16 protein-coding genes are annotated in these 17,958 nt (G+C 43.9%); 10 read left to right on the top strand and 6 right to left on the bottom strand.

The window, feature by feature from the left end:
• Positions 1–42: 42 nt before the first annotated feature.
• Positions 43–1,200, bottom strand: a complete 1,158-nt coding sequence (dnaJ, locus tag K9M52_RS05650) for a molecular chaperone DnaJ (RefSeq protein WP_224071087.1) — start codon at positions 1,198–1,200, stop codon at positions 43–45.
• Positions 1,201–1,262: 62 nt separating this feature from the next.
• On the bottom strand, positions 1,263–1,856 hold the full coding sequence (locus K9M52_RS05645) for a nucleotide exchange factor GrpE (protein ID WP_224071086.1): 594 nt from the start codon (positions 1,854–1,856) through the stop codon (positions 1,263–1,265).
• Positions 1,857–2,077: 221 nt separating this feature from the next.
• Between K9M52_RS05645 and K9M52_RS05640 the strand changes: the two genes are divergently transcribed.
• From K9M52_RS05640 to carB, 4 genes are all read left to right on the top strand, one after another.
• Complete coding sequence (locus K9M52_RS05640; protein ID WP_224071085.1) at positions 2,078–3,085, top strand: NAD(P)/FAD-dependent oxidoreductase; 1,008 nt, start codon at positions 2,078–2,080, stop codon at positions 3,083–3,085.
• 173 nt (positions 3,086–3,258) lie between these two features.
• Complete coding sequence (locus tag K9M52_RS05635) at positions 3,259–3,585, top strand: 2Fe-2S iron-sulfur cluster-binding protein (RefSeq protein WP_224071084.1); 327 nt, start codon at positions 3,259–3,261, stop codon at positions 3,583–3,585.
• A gap of 84 nt (positions 3,586–3,669) precedes the next feature.
• A complete protein-coding gene (locus K9M52_RS05630) occupies positions 3,670–4,377 on the top strand; it encodes an MlaE family ABC transporter permease (RefSeq protein ID WP_317197282.1) in 708 nt (235 codons plus the stop codon).
• Positions 4,378–4,508: 131 nt separating this feature from the next.
• On the top strand, positions 4,509–6,155 hold the full coding sequence (gene carB, locus K9M52_RS05625) for a carbamoyl-phosphate synthase large subunit (RefSeq protein ID WP_224071082.1): 1,647 nt from the start codon (positions 4,509–4,511) through the stop codon (positions 6,153–6,155).
• Between the two features lie 108 nt (positions 6,156–6,263).
• Here carB and K9M52_RS05620 read toward each other — a convergent pair whose 3' ends face one another.
• The 4 genes from K9M52_RS05620 to K9M52_RS05605 form a co-directional block, all read right to left on the bottom strand.
• On the bottom strand, positions 6,264–8,306 hold the full coding sequence (locus K9M52_RS05620; protein WP_224071081.1) for a protein-disulfide reductase DsbD family protein: 2,043 nt from the start codon (positions 8,304–8,306) through the stop codon (positions 6,264–6,266).
• Between the two features lie 135 nt (positions 8,307–8,441).
• Entirely contained in the window at positions 8,442–8,894 is a 453-nt protein-coding gene (locus K9M52_RS05615; RefSeq protein WP_224071080.1) for a protein-disulfide reductase DsbD domain-containing protein, read from the bottom strand.
• 383 nt (positions 8,895–9,277) lie between these two features.
• Positions 9,278–9,937 carry a phosphoribosylformylglycinamidine synthase subunit PurQ gene (purQ, locus tag K9M52_RS05610; RefSeq protein WP_224071079.1) on the bottom strand — a complete coding sequence of 220 codons (660 nt, stop codon included), beginning with the start codon at positions 9,935–9,937 and terminating at the stop codon, positions 9,278–9,280.
• 134 nt (positions 9,938–10,071) lie between these two features.
• A complete protein-coding gene (locus K9M52_RS05605) occupies positions 10,072–11,028 on the bottom strand; it encodes a hypothetical protein (RefSeq protein WP_224071078.1) in 957 nt (318 codons plus the stop codon).
• 234 nt (positions 11,029–11,262) lie between these two features.
• Between K9M52_RS05605 and K9M52_RS05600 the strand changes: the two genes are divergently transcribed.
• From K9M52_RS05600 to K9M52_RS05575, 6 genes are all read left to right on the top strand, one after another.
• Positions 11,263–13,245 carry a KUP/HAK/KT family potassium transporter gene (locus tag K9M52_RS05600; RefSeq protein WP_224071077.1) on the top strand — a complete coding sequence of 661 codons (1,983 nt, stop codon included), beginning with the start codon at positions 11,263–11,265 and terminating at the stop codon, positions 13,243–13,245.
• A 128-nt stretch (positions 13,246–13,373) separates the two neighbouring features.
• Positions 13,374–13,757 (top strand): DoxX family membrane protein, encoded by a 384-nt coding sequence (locus K9M52_RS05595; protein ID WP_224071076.1) that lies wholly within the window; start codon positions 13,374–13,376, stop codon positions 13,755–13,757.
• Between the two features lie 238 nt (positions 13,758–13,995).
• Positions 13,996–14,556, top strand: coding sequence for a YceD family protein (locus K9M52_RS05590; protein WP_224071075.1), 561 nt, complete (start codon positions 13,996–13,998; stop codon positions 14,554–14,556).
• Between the two features lie 56 nt (positions 14,557–14,612).
• Positions 14,613–14,807, top strand: coding sequence for a 50S ribosomal protein L32 (gene rpmF, locus K9M52_RS05585; protein ID WP_091395148.1), 195 nt, complete (start codon positions 14,613–14,615; stop codon positions 14,805–14,807).
• Between the two features lie 396 nt (positions 14,808–15,203).
• Entirely contained in the window at positions 15,204–16,160 is a 957-nt protein-coding gene (gene plsX, locus K9M52_RS05580) for a phosphate acyltransferase PlsX (RefSeq protein ID WP_224071074.1), read from the top strand.
• A gap of 290 nt (positions 16,161–16,450) precedes the next feature.
• Complete coding sequence (locus K9M52_RS05575; RefSeq protein ID WP_224071073.1) at positions 16,451–17,620, top strand: glycoside hydrolase family 27 protein; 1,170 nt, start codon at positions 16,451–16,453, stop codon at positions 17,618–17,620.
• Positions 17,621–17,958 lie beyond the last annotated feature (338 nt).

Genomic DNA, 17,958 nt, shown 5'->3' with positions numbered 1-17,958 from the left:
AACAAGCCTTTCCACAGAGGAGGTATGTTGGTCAGTTTAAAATCAAGAGAAGACTTCTTTGATCTTATCAAAGAAACTTTTCTCATTTTTATTGGGCTGGGGCTTAAAGTTCTCTGAGTCTTTTATCGCTTCAAGTGCTGCCTTTTCTTCACCGGATAAAGTCTGTGGTGTCCATACATTGACATTAATCAATTGATCCCCCTTGTTATATCCATTGATATCCGGGAACCCCTTGCCTTTGAGGCGGAATATTTTGCCGCTTTGTGTGCCGGCAGGAATCTTGATTTTCGCGCGGCCGCCAATTGTCGGTACTTCCACCTGCGCGCCAAATACGGCTTCGGGGAAGGAAATAAATAAATCATAGCCAACATTGATCCCGTCCCGGTGGAGCTCTTTATGGGCTTCTTCTTCAATCGCAATCAACAGGTCTCCTGCCGGGCCACCTCTAAGGCCGGCATTGCCTTTGCCACTCATGCTGAGCTGAAGGCCTTCGTAAACACCAGCCGGAATATTGATAGCGACTGTTTCTTCATCGTATACCCTGCCATCACCTTTACAATGGCCGCACTTCGCAGTGATCGTAGAACCCTGGCCCTGACAAGTCGGACAAACTACCACCGTCTGCATCTGGCCCAGGAAAGTAGACTGAACTTTTCTTACCTGGCCACTGCCGTGACAGGTCTTACAGGTTTCAATACTGCTACTGTCCTTTGCACCATTGCCATGGCAATGGGAACAGGTAACATATTTTTTGATTTTAATATTTTTGGTGACACCGGCAGCCATCTCCTCATAATTGAGGCGAATCTTTACTCGGAGGTTGCTACCCTTGGAACCGCGCCCCTGACTGCTTCTTGAGCCGCCACCGCCAAAGAAATCAGAAAAACCACCGCCTCCGAAGATATCCCCGAATTGGCTGAAGATATCATTCATATCCATGCCGCCGCCGCCAAACGGATTACCGCCATTCATGCCGGGGCCAAAGGCTTGATGCCCGTAACGGTCATACTTGGCTCTTTTATCGGCATCGCTCAGCACTTCATAAGCTTCGGCTGCTTCTTTAAACTTCTCCTCCGCTTCTTTGTCACCAGGGTTACGGTCGGGATGAAACTGCATGGCTACCTTGCGATAGGCCTTTTTGATTTCATCACCGCTGGCCGTCTTGGTGACACTCAGAATCTCATAATAATCTCTTTTCATCTTTTACCTGTTCAGTGTGTTTGGGCAATAAAAATTACCGGTTCAGCTCTGTATCAGCGGGGTTATTTCCCAACCACCACTTTCGCGAAACGAATCAGTTTATCATTTAATAAATAGCCTTTTTGAATAACATCGATGACTTTGCCGCTTTGCTCAGGTGTCCCTGGCACTTCGGCAATGGCTTCCTGGGTCTCCACATCAAATTCTTTTCCCTGGCTGTCCATGGATTTAACGCCCTTGGCTTCCAGCGTTTTTCTGAATTTGTTAAAAACAAGCAGACTGCCTTCTTTTACATGGTTGATATCTGTATCCTGGCCCATTTGTTTTTCGGCGCGGTCGCAATCATCCAGCACATCTAACAGGCTGACAATAATGTCTTTACCGGCAGTCTGTATCAATTCAATACGTTCCTTGGCTGTTCTTCTTTTATAATTTTCAAACTCCGCCATCAGGCGGATATATTTGTCTTTTTGTTCTGCCAAAGCGTCGGCTAATTGCTCCGCCTCACCTGCAGCCTGTGTTTGTTGTGCTGTCCCGTCTGTAACGGCTTCAGTGTTGGCATTATTTTCTTCAGTTGATTGATTATCAGTGGTATGTTCCTGATCATTCTGAAATTGATCATCATTTTCATGATGCTTTTTACCATTTATACTCATGATTTCACTATTTTCTTGACGATTAGCCTAAGCCAGTTCAAATTATTTGCCGAAGTGCTAAAACCGCAATAATGACAGAACCGGCATAACATATATGACAATGTGGAGCGTTTTTTGTCATTATAGTGTCAATAATCAAAATGTTTCCTCAAAACCTTTTATTACTTAGGCAGATGGATTAATTTTGCACCAAATTTCAATAGAGTTCTTAATTTTAAGATATGATAACCACTGATATATGTATAGTTGGCGCTGGCCCGGTCGGACTTTTCTCCGTTTTTGAAGCCGGACTTCTGAAAATGCGCTGTCATTTAGTTGATGCGCTTCCGCAGGTTGGAGGCCAATTATCAGAAATCTATCCCCATAAACCTATATATGATATTCCAGGATTTCCTTCAGTCAACGCACAGGAATTGGTGGATAATCTGATGGAACAGATTGCCCCTTTTCATCCGACCATGACCTTGGGGGAACGTGTTGAAACTATTGAACGACAAGAAGATCAGTCCTTTATTGTAGGAACCAATGAAGGGACGACTATAGCTTGTAAGGTGATTGTTATTGCTGGTGGTTTGGGCTGCTTTGAACCACGCAAACCGGCGATTGAGCGTCTGGAAGAATTTGAGCACGGCAAAGGCGTTGCCTATATGGTGAAAAATCCTGAGTTATTCAGGGATAAAGAAATTGTCCTGGCAGGTGGCGGAGACTCCGCACTTGACTGGACGATCTACTTATCGAATATCTCTAAAAGAGTGACCCTGGTGCATCGCGGGGAGACTTTCCGTGGCGCGCCCGATTCAGCAGAGAAGGTGTTTAACTTGGCTAAGGAAGGTAAGATCGATTTGATTTTAAAGGCTAATCTCAAGAAAATTGATGGTAACGGATCATTAAAGGCAGTCTTCTATGAAGATGCTGATAAAAATGAACAAACCATTAAGGCTGATTACCTGATTCCTTTATTTGGTCTGAGCCCTAAACTGGGACCCATTGCGGATTGGGAACTGGAAATTGAGAAGGCGCAGATTAAAGTTGACACGACAGATTATTCCACAAATGTATTAGGTATCTATGCCATCGGAGATATCAATACCTATCCTGGCAAATTAAAGCTAATCCTGTGTGGCTTCCACGAAGGCGCGATTATGATGCAGAGTGCTTTCAAGCATGTGTTCCCCGATAAACACCTGAGTTTTAAGTATACCACAGTCAATGGCGTACATGAATTTTAAAAAACTGATAAACAAATAATAATATTAACAGTGAAAGCTCTTCCAGATCAGGGAAGAGCTTTCACTGTTAATAACCCGCCTCTCTTTGGGTCCATAATACAATAGAAGATTTATTGCGTTAAACCGGTGGGCCTTGTTCAGATATTCAGTGAAGCAATTATCTTTGCAGCACTATGAGTATGGTAAAATTTACAGTAGAAGACCGCGATGGTTCAAAACAGGAGCTGGAAGCGCCCGATGATATGGGGCTCAGTCTTATGGAGACGTTGAAGGCCTTTGAATATAATATTATGGCTACCTGTGGCGGTATGGCGCTTTGCGCCACCTGCCATGTTAAGTTTAGCAAAGGTCAGGACCAACTGCCGGAGAAAAACGATGCGGAAATGGACATGCTGGACACCCTGCCGGATGCAGATGATACCAGCCGACTGGCCTGCCAGCTCCGCCTGGATGATCACCTGGAGGGAACGGAATTTAAAATCTGCGGGGATTTGGAATAATCATTGAAATACAATAGTTTAGCTACTTAAAAAGCAAGCATCCTGAAAAAAATTGCCGAAATACTAACCGAATTGGGCCGGTACATGGTTATGTTGAAAAACATGTTCACTGTTCCCGACAATTTCCGGATGTTCAGGAAACAATTTTTTGATCAATGCAAGTTTATCGGACTAGAGGCTTTACCAGTGATTTGTATTATTTCTATCTTTTTGGGGATGGTAATGACCCTTCAGGTAGCGTATATGTTGACTAATCCCATTGTTCCGCGTTCGGTAATTGCTACGGTTGTACGTGATTCGATGATGCTGGAGATTGCGCCGACCGGGATCTGTTGTATACTGGCCGGTGTGGTGGGGTTTAAGATCACTTCTGAGGTCGGGTACATGCGGCTATATGAACAACTGGATGCCATGGAAATTATGGGGGTGCAAACGCTTAATTATATGCTTTTCCCCAGAATACTGGCGGCTATGCTAACGATCCCCTGTCTGATTATCTTCTCATTGACTCTAAGCATGTTTGGGGGATATCTGGTCGCACTCTTTTCTGCTAATATTCCAACTGCTTATTACCTGACAGGATTAACCACTGAATTTAATCCCTATGAAGTCGCAGTGGCAGGGGTTAAGACTTTCACTTATGCTTTTGTTATCTCAAGTGTTGCCTTTTATTTGGGATATTATTTTAGAGGCGGCACGGTCGAGCTGAGCCGTACTTCTACACGTTCCGTGACACTTAACTGTGTGATTATTCTTACGCTGGATTATCTGATTACCAGCTTGATGCTCTAATTCGTTTTAATTTTCGATGACATTCAGCTAAGCACCAACTTTTTATAGGTCGGGTAGGTGCATAATCTGTAAATTGTCTTTTTAGTTTGGCCATAATCTTGTAGTTTTGCGCAATTTATATTTTTAAAAAGATGCCAAAAGACAATTCAATCAAATCGGTGCTCATTATTGGTTCTGGACCTATTGTTATCGGTCAGGCCTGTGAGTTCGATTATTCCGGCAGCCAGGCTGCGCGCAGTATCAGTGAAGAAGGAATTAAAGTGACGCTGATCAACAGTAATCCGGCGACCATTATGACTGACCCCATGATGGCTGATAAGGTATATCTGTTGCCGCTGGAAGTAGAAAGTGTCGAAAAGATCCTCCAGGAAAATGACATTGATGCGGTATTACCGACCATGGGTGGGCAGACAGCACTCAATCTCTGTAAGGAAGTTGCCGACCTGGGTATCTGGGAAAAATATGGGGTCAGACTTATCGGTGTTGATATCAATGCCATTGATAAGGCGGAAGACAGAGAGCTTTTCCGTAAATGGATGATTGAAATGGGCATTCAGGTGGCACCGGCGAAAACGGCCAACAGCTTCCTGGAAGGAAAAGAGTTTGCACAGGAAATCGGCTTTCCATTGGTGATTCGTCCTTCTTTTACACTGGGAGGCACCGGTGGCGGATTTGTCCATACAAAAGATGACCTGGATGAAGCCCTGAACCGTGGGCTGGAAGCCTCTCCGATCCATGAAGTATTGGTGGAGAAAGCCGTGTTAGGGTGGAAAGAGTTTGAACTGGAACTGCTGCGTGACAGCGCAGATAATGTAGCTATTATCTGTACCGTAGAAAACTTCGACCCGATGGGTATCCATACCGGAGATAGTGTGACTGTAGCTCCGGCCATGACACTGAGTGATACGGCCTTCCAACTGATGCGAAACACCGCTATCAGAATCATGCGCGATTTAGGCAACTTCGCAGGCGGATGTAATATCCAGTTCTCCCTTAACCCGGAAACAGAAGAGATCATTGCCATTGAGATTAATCCGCGTGTAAGCCGCTCTTCTGCACTGGCATCAAAAGCAACCGGCTATCCAATCGCTAAAATTGCAGCTAAACTGGCACTGGGTTATACTCTGGATGAATTGAAAAATCAGATCACCAAGACTACTTCCGCTTATTTTGAACCGGCACTGGACTACGTGATCGTAAAAATTCCCCGCTGGAACTTTGATAAGTTCAAAGGTGCTGACGATACGTTGGGGCTGCAGATGAAAAGCGTAGGTGAGGTAATGGCCATCGGCCGGAGCTTTACTGAGGCGATTCAAAAGGCCTGCCAGAGCCTCGAAAATGATGCACTCGGTTTGGGCTACTATGGTAAAAACCAGATGAAGGCTGAAGAACTGGTAGAATATATTAAGGTGCCAAAATGGGACCGCATTTTCAGAATTAAAGATGCCTTAATGCTGGGCGTTACAGTAAAAACCATTGTACAGGCTACACAGATCGACCGTTGGTTCATTTATCAGATTCAATTACTGTGTAACATTGAAAAAGAGGTTGCTAAATATTCCATTGATAACTTACCGCTGGATCTGTTGAAAGATGCCAAGAAACATGGTTTTGGAGACGCACAGATCGCCAAGATTGTTCATGGTGATTGTACGGAAGATCAAGTGTATGAAAAGCGTAAGGCGGCGGGTATTACCCGTGTTTACAAAATGGTAGATACCTGCAGTGCCGAATTCGAAGCAAAGACGCCATACTACTATAGCTCTTTTGAAAATTAGTCTGGTACCAATACTGAACGAAAAGCCAAAGGCCGGATGTATCGAATACATCCGGCCTTTGGCTTTCTAGTTTCTTTTTAAGAAGACTATATCTGCCGTGACGTTGGATTATTGCTTTCTCGCTTCAAAGGCAGCTTTCATATCGTCGAGATGTTTAACAAACTTGTCAATATCGGAATCATAGCCATAATGTTCCATGCTTAGTGGCTGGCCATTTACATCCAGGAACATATAGAGCGGTTGAACCAATACGCCAAAGGTTGAGATCTCATAATCTTTGTTCTTGTCGCCGACAGTGGATATATATTTACCGTTTTTAGCGGTATACTGCTGCTCCACAGGAAGTGTAGAATTCTCATCTACATATAAACTCACCAATACAAAGTCATTTTTAATTCTTTTAAGCACCTCCGGATCACCCCATACCTCCTGTTCCATTTTCCGGCAATTAGTACAGGAATGGCCCGTAAAGTCCAGCATAACAGGTTTATTTAAGGCTTTGGCGGCTTTTAAACCTTCGTCCAGATCGTAATACGCTGTTAATCCATAAGGGACATGTAATTTGTCTATATAGAGCTTGGGAGGATCTGCCTTTGCGGCAAAATCGGCGGTATTGCTACCACCACCAGAAGAGCTGGCAATTCCATCCAGTTTATATTGTAGCGCATTCAGGTCAAAATCCTGCGTCGTAACAGGCGGTAAAAGCCCGCTCATAGACTTAAGCGGTGCGCCCCACATACCGGGAATCAGATACACACCGAACGTCAAAAAAATAATTGCAAAAAACAAGCGCGGAATACTGATAAATTTCAGGTCACTGTCATGGGAGAATTTAAGCTTCCCTAACAGGTAAAAGCCCGCAAGTAAGGTCAGTACAATCCAGATCGCCAGAAAGATTTCTCTGTCCAATAAGTGCCAGCCGTATATCTGATCTACCATGGAAAGGAATTTCATGGCCAGTGCCAGTTCTATAAAGCCAAATACGACTTTTACGCTATTGAGCCAGCCGCCACTCTTCGGCAATACATGGAGCAGAGACGGGAAGAAAGCAAACAGGGAGAAAGGTATGGCGAGCCCTGCACTCAACCCTAACATACCAAATACGGCTGCTGATCCCGCATGCGCCGAGTTCGCTGAACTGACCTGGGCCAGAAGACTGCCTACAAAAGGACCCGTACAGGAAAATGACACGATCACTAAGGTAAGGGCCATAAAGAAGATACCGATCAATCCGCCGCCGCTGGCTTTCTGATCTGCCTTGGTTGCCCAGCTACTGGGTAGCGTCAGTTCAAAGCCACCGAAGAAAGAGATGGCAAATATGATAAAGATGACAAAGAACAGCAGATTCGCAATAGCGCTGGTGGCTATCGTATACATGATATCATCTCCGAATATTTTGGTCAGCACAAAGGTCGGAACGGTATAGATCAAAATAATGGAAATGGAATAGATAACGGCGTTGCGGATACCTTCACGCTTACTTTGACTACGTTTAAGAAAGAAGCTTACAGTCACTGGGATCAGCGGGAATACGCATGGCGTAAATACCGCAATCAAACCGGCAATGAGGCCCAGCCAGAAGATTTTAAGCAGAGAATTGTTTGTATCAATATCGTTTGCGGGCCCGGCGATACTGCTGGCATTTCCCTTACTGACAGCTTGAGCCGCACTGCCTTTTTTGAGAGGCACGACAAACTTATACTCGCCACTGGGAAAGTTATCCCCGTTCTTAGCCAGCCAGGTAAACGCTCCCCGCACCGTTGCCTCTTCAGAAGATTTAATATGAAGCGGTAACTCAAAACTGACACTATCCGTATAGTAATGTAAGGTGCCGCCCAGATCCGGCGCGTCCAAAGATTGTATTTTCCCCTTTTCAGTAACCGTATCTGCAGGCAATTGGTAGGCTTTCAGCGAGCTGTCTAATTCCAGCGTCGAAATAAAGGCATCTTCCTCAGAAAATTTCCGGGTACTCATCAGCATATTGCCCGAAGCAATTGTTGCCTTTATGCTTAATACGGCAATTGTATCACTGATCCGCTGGATATCGGCTGTAAAATGAACAGCGGTATCATCCCGACTGTCTGTTGGCTGCGCCTTACAGCCTATGATTGCGGCGATGAAAAAGGAAAGAAGCAAAATGAATTTACGCATAAGTCTATAATGTATTGAAGATAGCTGTCTTCTGACAGGATACAAAAGTAAAAAGGTTTGTCCGTAAACCTGTCGGACAAACCTTAAAATTAGATTATACCAGTATACTAAAATGGTATACTACACTAAACCTGGCTATTTCAGTGCTACTGAGAACTTAGAACTGCTGGGTGGCAGACATTCATGATCGTTACAAACCATAAATTCCACTTCACCGGACAAGTTTGTTTTAACGTTTCCTTTTACTTTGACAAGCTGCGTAAAACTCACTTTATTAGAGTAGTATTTTACGTCGACGCCAAAGTTCTTATCATGGACGGTTTGCATCTTACCGACTTCCTTTGTCTTACCAACCAGTGACACCAGTGGATTCTTGGCAAAGGTAAAACTAGTCGGTACGGGACCGCCATCCGGTGTATTCTGAGAATAGATATGCCAAGGTTCCGCAAACGTGGCAGTAATCGTCACTTTATATTGGCCACCATCCACTTTTTCTGCAGAAGAGCTCCATTTAACAGGAGATTGTTGGGCAAAAGAAAGAACTGCGATAAAAGCCAATACCAGTGTTGCTGTTAATTTTTTCATCATTGTTTCGTTTTAAATTACATTGTCTTGCTCATTTAGTATGCTTAAGCAGACCAAATATAGACCAATTTCACTCATAGTTGTTTAACGGATGGGTTAAGAGATCCCCATATTTTTTAAATGCGGAGGGAGCTTTTTCAAATTTCAGGCGATTTCTGCATAACCCTTCAGAAACACTGCCCGCCACTGATTATCTTATCATGTAGCGGGCAGCCTTGACTATGAATAGTTTTCCTTCCATAAACCTGCGAAACTTAAACCGGATCTTGTCGAAGCTGAGGAGCGTTTTAACGCATTGCCCTGACGAAAAAACATAGACCCGGCCGAGTGGAAGGCGGGTCTATGTTTTAACTTTTTTTTGCGCCTCTTTGCCTGCGGGTGCCGGGCTATAATAATCCCAGCATCTCAAAAACCTTCTTGCCATCCACATTTCCCAGTGTGGCCGATACGGCTCTCTCAGGGTGGGGCATCATGCCAAACACATTCCCTTCTTTATTCCGGATGCCGGCAATATTTCTGATGGCGCCGTTTGGATTGGCGTCGTCTACAACATTGCCTTTGTCATCACAATAATAGAAAAGAACCTGGTTGTTAGCTTCGAGGTCATCCAGGGTTTTCTCATCGGCCTGGAAACGTCCATCCCCATGCGCTACCGGAATCAATAAAGGCTCACCGCCCGGTGCCTTAAGATAGTTATTTTTACAAACAAACTGACGATGGGCGTTCATGGTCAGGACGCCGGGTAGCAAGTGACTTTCGCACAGGATCTGAAATCCATTACATACCCCCAGTACTTTTCCGCCCTTACCTGCAAAATCAATGACGCTTTGCATCATTGGACTGAAGCGGGCGATAGCACCGCAACGCAGGTAGTCGCCAAATGAAAAACCGCCGGGTAGAACAATGCAGTCTTCCGTAGTAAACCCGTCCAGAGATTTATCCTTATGCCAAAGCATTCTGACTTCCTTATTTAAGTCATTCTGCAAAGCATGTTGCATATCATGATCACAGTTGGATCCGGGGAATACTACTACTCCAAATTTCATCGTAGAATATTTATGTTTAAAAGTAAATAGAGCGCTTTTTTTACAATTATTGACCTGCTGCGCTCAACTCGGGTGCAAAGTTAAACGTTTTAAGGGGATTTACCGAGTACAGGAAGGTGTCTGGAAGTAAAAAATTATTTAGCCTGTAAAAGTTGCCAGCCGTTAAAACTATAGAACCAGGCGGAAAATATAAACAGCCAGAATAAAACCGAAAGGAGTACCTTTTGTTGGTTATAATAAAATAGATTACCTGCAATAGCCGCGGAAGCGGGCATCAACAGAAGAGCGACTGCCCAACTGGTATTTTGTACCGTAAAAATGGCAGGTATAAAACAAAGTAACATTAAGAATAAAATGATCCAGCATTTACGGGCCAGGATAAGTAGTTTGTGCATTCCGGCTTGCATGTAGGAAAAACCGCCCACCAGGCAAATGACAATGAGTGCAAAACTACCGATCAGTGTGCCTTTCTCCCGCAATGGAGGCTGATGCCAGCTGAGTTTAGGCAGGTATAAATGAAGTTGAGTTATTGCTCCATGCAGATATAAATAGGAACCCAGAAAATAGAGCGGCAGCATAGCTCCGATCAGATAGGTAAAGACCTGGGTAAACCGGAAAGGCCGGATGATCAGAATACCGATCAACATGATCAAAAGGGTCAAATAGGCAGGTGGATATAATAGCACTGCTATTCCCGCGATCAGCCCGATATTGAATATAACTGCCCCTGGCTTTACGCTATGATACAACTGGCATAGTAAATGAACCAGCCATATAATCAGAATATTGATAATCAGTGCACCTGTGATCATACACCATTCCGGCAGCAAGCCGGTAAAAAGAATATAACACATGGCCACCGTGAAGTTGGTATGTGCAAAAAGCTTGTGATTGCCGAGGATATAATTAAGGCGGAGTCCCTGAATAACAACTAAAGCGTGATAGATCGTCGCCAGCAACAGTGTCGGAAGGTCCATCATTTCTTTCAGCAGTGGCCCCAACAGCAGGTTATCCGGCAGCGGTGTCACTACCGGAGAATGAATAAAAAATCGAATATGAACCACCACACTCAGGAGAATCAGGCGAAACACCCCGATTGTGGTTTTTTCTTTAAAGAGGCTAACCACAGTTACAATAATAATTTCAGGGCAAATATAGCTTATGACATCCAACTCTCCCGTTGAAAGGCAGGAAATTATCTGTCATTAAACAAACACTCGTAAGCAGGATAAAACCAGATAATTGAAAACGGTTTTGTATTTTTGCCGTTTAACGGGTGGCATAACCTGCCTGCAACATAAAATTATTCATCAAGGTACATCCACATGAGTAAAAACAATATCAACAAGGTTTCCCTGGCGGGCCTTGTGATAGCATTGGGCATCATCTATGGAGATATCGGAACTTCTCCATTGTATGTATTGAAGGCCATTCTGAACCATGATTTAATACCTTCTGGTAGATTTCCTGAACTCATTATAGGAGGTATATCGTGTATCATCTGGACACTGACCCTGCAGACAACCATCAAATACGTAGTGCTGACTTTACGAGCTGATAACAGAGGTGAAGGCGGCATTTTTAGTTTATACGCCCTGGTCAGAAGACAAAAAAAATGGTTAGTAGTACCGGCGATGATTGGCGGCGCTGCCTTATTGGCTGACGGTATTATTACACCCCCTGTAACGGTGACATCTGCTATTGAAGGGCTGGAGCTGATACCTGCATTTGCCGGAATCACCAGAGAGGCCATCGTGTTGATCGTCATGTCTATTATCTGTGTGCTCTTTTTTATGCAGCAATTCGGTACTTATAATATTGGAAAATTATTTGGCCCGATCATGCTGATCTGGTTTATAATGATGGCGATCCTGGGTGGCAGCCACCTGATGGATAACTTAGGTGTATTGAAAGCCTTCAATCCCTATTATGCCATCCGGCTACTGATTGATTATCCAGGTGGTTTCTGGTTGCTGGGAGCGGTTTTCCTTTGTACGACAGGGGCGGAGGCGCTTTATTCGGATCTGGGGCATTGTGGCAGAAAGAATATTTATGTTACCTGGGTTTTTGTAAAGATTTGTTTGATACTGAATTATTTAGGACAGGGAGCCTGGTTGCTTGCACAATATAAGAATGGCACGCTGGATCTGGGCCGAAATCCGTTTTTTGCCGTTATGCCCGACAACTTTAGACTGATAGGGATTCTGATTGCCACGGCGGCAGCTGTGATTGCTTCCCAGGCGCTTATTTCCGGATCTTTTACATTGATCTCTGAGGCCCTCCGTCTTAACCTCTGGCCTAAAATGAAGATCAAATACCCTTCTGAGGAAAAAGGTCAGGTATATATACCTGGAATCAATACTTTACTCTGGATTGGCTGTCTGGCGATTGTCCTGCATTTTCAGGAATCCTCCAAGATGGAAGCGGCTTATGGTCTGGCCATTACACTGTGCATGATCAGTACTTCAATTTTATTCGCTAATTATCTGATCGGCAAGCGGGTGAAAAGAATTTGGGTGGTGGTGTATTTATTAGTTTACCTGGTCATTGAACTTTCTTTCCTGGGAGCCAATCTGAACAAATTTCCTCATGGAGGCTATGTGGCTATTATTGTGGGAGGAATTCTCTTTGGGGTCATGTACGTCTGGTTTCGCAGCCGTAAAATCAAAAACAGGTACGTGGAATTTGTCCGGCTGGAGCATTATGTCCCTATGATCCAGGAGCTCAGCAATGATAAATCAATTCCGATGTATTCTACGCATCTGGTCTATATGACCAGTGCTAACAACCCCAAGGAAATCGAGCATAAGATTATTTATTCCATTTTGAACCGCAAACCCAAGCGGGCAGATATTTATTGGTTCGTGCATGTAGATATTGTTGATGATCCTTATACAACTGAATTTGTTGTAGAACATATCATTCCCAATGATATCATTCGTGTGGAATTCCGGCTCGGTTTCAGGGTAGAACAGAAGATCCAGCTGATGATGAAAAGAGTAGTGGAAGAGTTGTATGCCAATAAAGAGGTGAATATTACCAGCCGGTATGAGAGCCTGGAGCGTAATAATATCAGTGGTGATTTTCAGTTTGTTGTGCTTGAAAAGTTCCTGTCCAATGATAATGAACTGCCTTTCTTTGAGAAGCTGATCATGAAATATTATTTCTTCTTGAAGAAGATCTCTCTTGGGGAGGAAAAGGGTTTTGGGTTGGATTCGAGCTATGTTCAGGTAGAGAAATTTCCGCTAATTGTTTCCACAACGCGCAGCTTACACCTGAGACGGGTCTACCCTGAAGGAGAGTCTTAAAAAAATATAATTCCCTGAAACGCAGAAATCTTCGTACCTTACTGTTGTTAAAGACAATGCCCCATGGGATCCGGTCCCGGCAGGGTGGTTCCTGTGAGCAAGATATATTCATATAAAACGTTTCAGGTATGTCCAAAGCAGTATTACTTAGAATCGCCCAGATTCTTATAGCGGTACCTTTCGCCTATTTTGGCATCAATCATTTGATGGCAGGCAGTACCATGGCGCCGATGGTGCCCTTTCCGCCCGCGACTTTTTGGGTATATTTTACCGGTGTTGCGCAGCTTCTGGCTGCTATCTCTTTCGTGCTTAATATTCAGGTCCGGCTGGCCGCATGGCTATTGGCACTTTATTTACTAGTGATCTTGCTGAGCATTCAGATACCGGGCGCCCTCAACAAAACCGGTGATCCAATGATGCTGGTAAAGGACATTGGTCTGTTTGGCGGAGCCATCTTACTGGCCGCAGCGCATACACCCGGCAAAGTGGTTGAAAAGCGCGATGTATTGTAGTAACATCCGTGTTCTTTTGGTTTGTTAGATGATAAATAGTTAATAATCAATTATTTGTCTTACGAACGCTCCTTGCCGGGGTGGTGAGGGGGCGTTGTTGGCCGTTGCTAAGCGTGCTTACGGGTGAATGATGGCCCAGATATCTTCTGCGCAGGCGAAATGTAACAGCTGTTCCGCCAAAAACTAATTTGTCTATTCAGATATAAATTTTTACCTTTGTGCGCCTAAATTTGAGAGAATGAATTACCGACGAGCATACGAAATTGCCTTTGTGGGCCTGAAGCCGGGAGTTCATGAATTCGAATACAAGGTGGATGACACTTTTTTTGAGCATTACGGGCCGCAAGACTTTGAAAATTGTCATGCGGAGGTGAAAGTAAAGCTTGAAAAAACAACATCGCTGATCTTATTAAAGTTTGATATTTCCGGGACCGTAGATGTTCAGTGTGACAGATGCGCCAATACCATTACCAAAGAGTTGTGGGATGAGTTTGACGTGGTGGTGAAAATGGTAGAGGAGCCCGAACAGATGAACGAGCAGGAAGAAGATCCCGATATTTTTTATATAGGATATCAGGAGAGCCACTTACATCTGGCCGATTGGATTTACGAATTTGTGAACCTGAGCATTCCGACCCAGCGGTTCTGCGGCGAAAATGCCGAGGACACCTCCAAATGTAATCCGGAAGTATTGCAAAAACTTGATCAAATGAAAGCAAGAACCATGAATAACGGGGCTTCCAACGTTTGGAAAGATCTGGATAAACTGAAGGGATTTGAGGAGAATGAATTGAATTAAACTTCAGTTTCCTTAACAATAATAAAACGATCACAATTTAAAAAAACAGAATAGTCATGCCAAATCCTAAACGCAGACACTCTCAACAACGCAGTGCGAAAAGAAGAACACATTATGTTGCAGAAGAAGTGACTTTAAGCAAAGACGCCACTACCGGCGAAACGCATGTACGTCATCGCGCACACGTCAGCGAAGGGAAACTGTATTACAAAGGCAAACTCGTTGCTGAAAAAGCACCTTTGAAAGCCTAGAGTCATACAGCCTGCGAAAGCAACGTATTACACTTACCGGGTTCTACAGCCGGCACTTTTCGGGTGAACCGAGATTTCCGACACAGGCTTACAGGTCATATTTGGTCAATGGATTGCCCAAATGTGGTTTTTGATCTTATTGGAAATTGTCCGGCTACGAGCAATGATATTATAACCCCTTACATTCCCTTGTTGTTTTTATTAACAAGTGGGTTGTAAGGGGAAATATTTGGTCAATATAGGCAATTTTGTAATTTCGCAAGAAGCAGGCGCACCGGTCTCATACTCAGTAGACGCACAGGGAATTACTGGGACTATTGAAGCCTGCGTCGTCGCTTAATAACTATGCATGTTTTCGACATCTAAGTTATTTCCAATTCAACAAAAACCTTAAACGTGTCTGACATCAACATTGGAATAGATATGATGGGTGGTGATTATGCCCCCTCTGAAGCTGTAAAAGGCATTGCGCTGTATCTTAACGATGATTCAAAAACATGTCTGATCTATTGTATCGGTAACGAAGCAGAAATCCAGCCGCTATTGGATAGTTGTGGTATTGCCGCCGATCCGCGTATCAAGGTCGTTCATGCGCCGCAGACCATTGGTTATAATGAACATCCTACAAAAGCCCTGAAAGAAAAGCCAGATTCCTCCATCGGCATCGGTTTTCATTTACTCTCAACGGGCAAGATCCATGCCTTTATCAGTGCAGGTAATACAGGTGCAATGCTTGTCGGAGCAATGTATACCATTAAAACCATTGAAGGTGTATTAAGACCCACTATTCCTACGCTGGTACCTAAATTAAATGGAGAGAACGGACTATTACTGGATGTAGGATTGAATGCAGATTGTAAACCGGAACAATTGAATCAATTTGCCATTTTAGGCAGTGAATACGCCAAAGGTGTCCTGCAAATGGCAAAACCCCGCGTCGCTTTGCTAAATGTGGGTGAAGAAGCGGAAAAAGGTAACCTGCTTTGCCAGGCGACTTATCCCTTACTTAAGGAGAACGAACAGATTAACTTTGTCGGCAATATTGAGAGCCGTGACTTGTTTAAGGAACAGGCAGATGTAATTGTCTGTGACGGTTTTACCGGTAATATTGTGCTTAAAATGGCAGAATCCATTTATGAGATCGCTGCGGAAAGACAACTGGAAAACGATGCGTTTCTCAGTCGCTTCCATTATGAGAATTATGGTGGTACCCCCATCTTGGGTATTGACAAGCCTGTAATCATTGGTCATGGCATCAGCAATGACAGAGCTTTTAGTAACATGATTATCCAGGCAGAACAAATGATTGCCTCTGGTTTCTGCGATAAGATAAAATCATTGTTTAAGGCTTAACTCCTTTTGCTTTACTGCCTGTAGCTGTTTTTTATTGCCTTCCTGGAAGGGGCTGCTTGTATACCATACACTGGACAGGTAATTTTTAACTTGTCCGCGCTTACTGCTGCGATAAAGCTCCTTTCGTTTATCTGATTTGGCCGTCAATCCCTTCTTTTTTGTTTATATAGAGCGATTATACACGAAGATAAATAGCAGAAAACCCTTATTTTCGTTATAATAGGTTCCGGTTGCCAGGCAGGATACAACCGGAAATTTCTTGATCTATTGTAAAATTAAAGCGCATTAATATGAGAAGAACAGGGCTGTCACTTTGTATACTTTTTGGATTATTATTTTTTGTAAAGGCCAGGGGCCAACAGGCAAAACCACCTGTAATGGGGTGGAGCAGCTGGTATCAATATGATGTCCGGATCAGCGAGACCGGAATCCGGGCACAGGCGGACGCCTTGAAAGCATCCGGTCTCTATGACGCGGGTTACAATTACGTGAATATCGACGATGGCTATTTTGAAGGCCGCGCAGCAGATGGCAGATTATTATATGACAGTATTAAATTCCCTTCAGGCATGAAGGGGATGGCGGATTATATTCATGGCCTGGGTATGAAGGCTGGTATATATTCTGATGGAGGTTGCAATACCTGCGGCTCCATCTGGAATAATGATAAGAAAGGAATCGGTGTCGGATTATATGGTCATGTAAAACAGGACGGCTGGCAGTTTTTTAAAGATTGGGGTTTCGATTTTATCAAGGTAGACTGGTGCGGGGGGAAAGTATTGAAGCTCGATGACAGTGCCACTTATCTGCATATTATTGATACGATCCGTCAGATCAAGCCGGACGTTGTATTTAACCTTTGTCGCTGGGAATTCCCGGGTACATGGGCCATTAAGGCCGCGGACAGTTGGCGGATGTCAACAGATATCCGCAATAATTTTCCGAAGATCCTAGAGATAATTGACCAAAACGCCGATTTATATAAATATGTAAGCCCCGGTCATTATAATGATATGGATATGCTGCAGGTGGGCCGTGGCATGAGCTATGAAGAGGATAAAACGCATTTTTCAATGTGGTGTATGCTGACATCGCCGCTGCTGATCAGTTGTGACCTGACACATTTAAGTGATCAGTCAAAGGAAATTCTGACCAACAAAGAATTGATCGCTATTGATCAGGATCCCGGCTATCGACAGGGCAGAAGGGTTGTCAACAAAGAAAACGGCAATATTGACATCTGGGTAAAAGCGCTTGGCAAATCCGGGAAACATAAAGCTATAGCGATTATGAACCGGTCGGATACATCCACCACCTACAGATTGGTAGCTGAAAAAATAGATCTTACCGGTAACCAAAAAGTGCGGGATTTATGGCAGCATAAAGATCTGGGACGACTAGCGGATTTGGCGGCCTTTCAGATTCCGGCGCACGGCATTGTTATATTAAAAACATTATAGGGGCCGCGCTAGCGATGTCCTGCATCCATGTTTATATTAAAGTTTGGGCGGCTTCTCTATCTCTGCAATCAGCAGGAAGCTGAACTGGTTGCGACGCTTTATTTCTATGGATGTATCAGGAAGCTCCGGGTAATCAATAGAAACCAATAACAGAAAAAACCGCCCTATTTACACATTGTACCCTGCACTTGCTGAAGCATCACCTAAACATTTCTAAAAACAGGTATGAAGGTAGCTGCCATACGAATAACCGGCAATACCAATTGACAAGTAAATGCCGCTACCGAAAATCTGGTAGTTTCCAGGGATGATACGCCAAGGATAGGTAGATTGCGGAT

This window comes from Arachidicoccus terrestris, assembly GCF_020042345.1.
Classification (GTDB): domain Bacteria; phylum Bacteroidota; class Bacteroidia; order Chitinophagales; family Chitinophagaceae; genus Arachidicoccus; species Arachidicoccus terrestris.
Note: the sequence above shows the minus strand (reverse complement) of the source record. Positions and strands in the feature narration are given on the sequence as shown.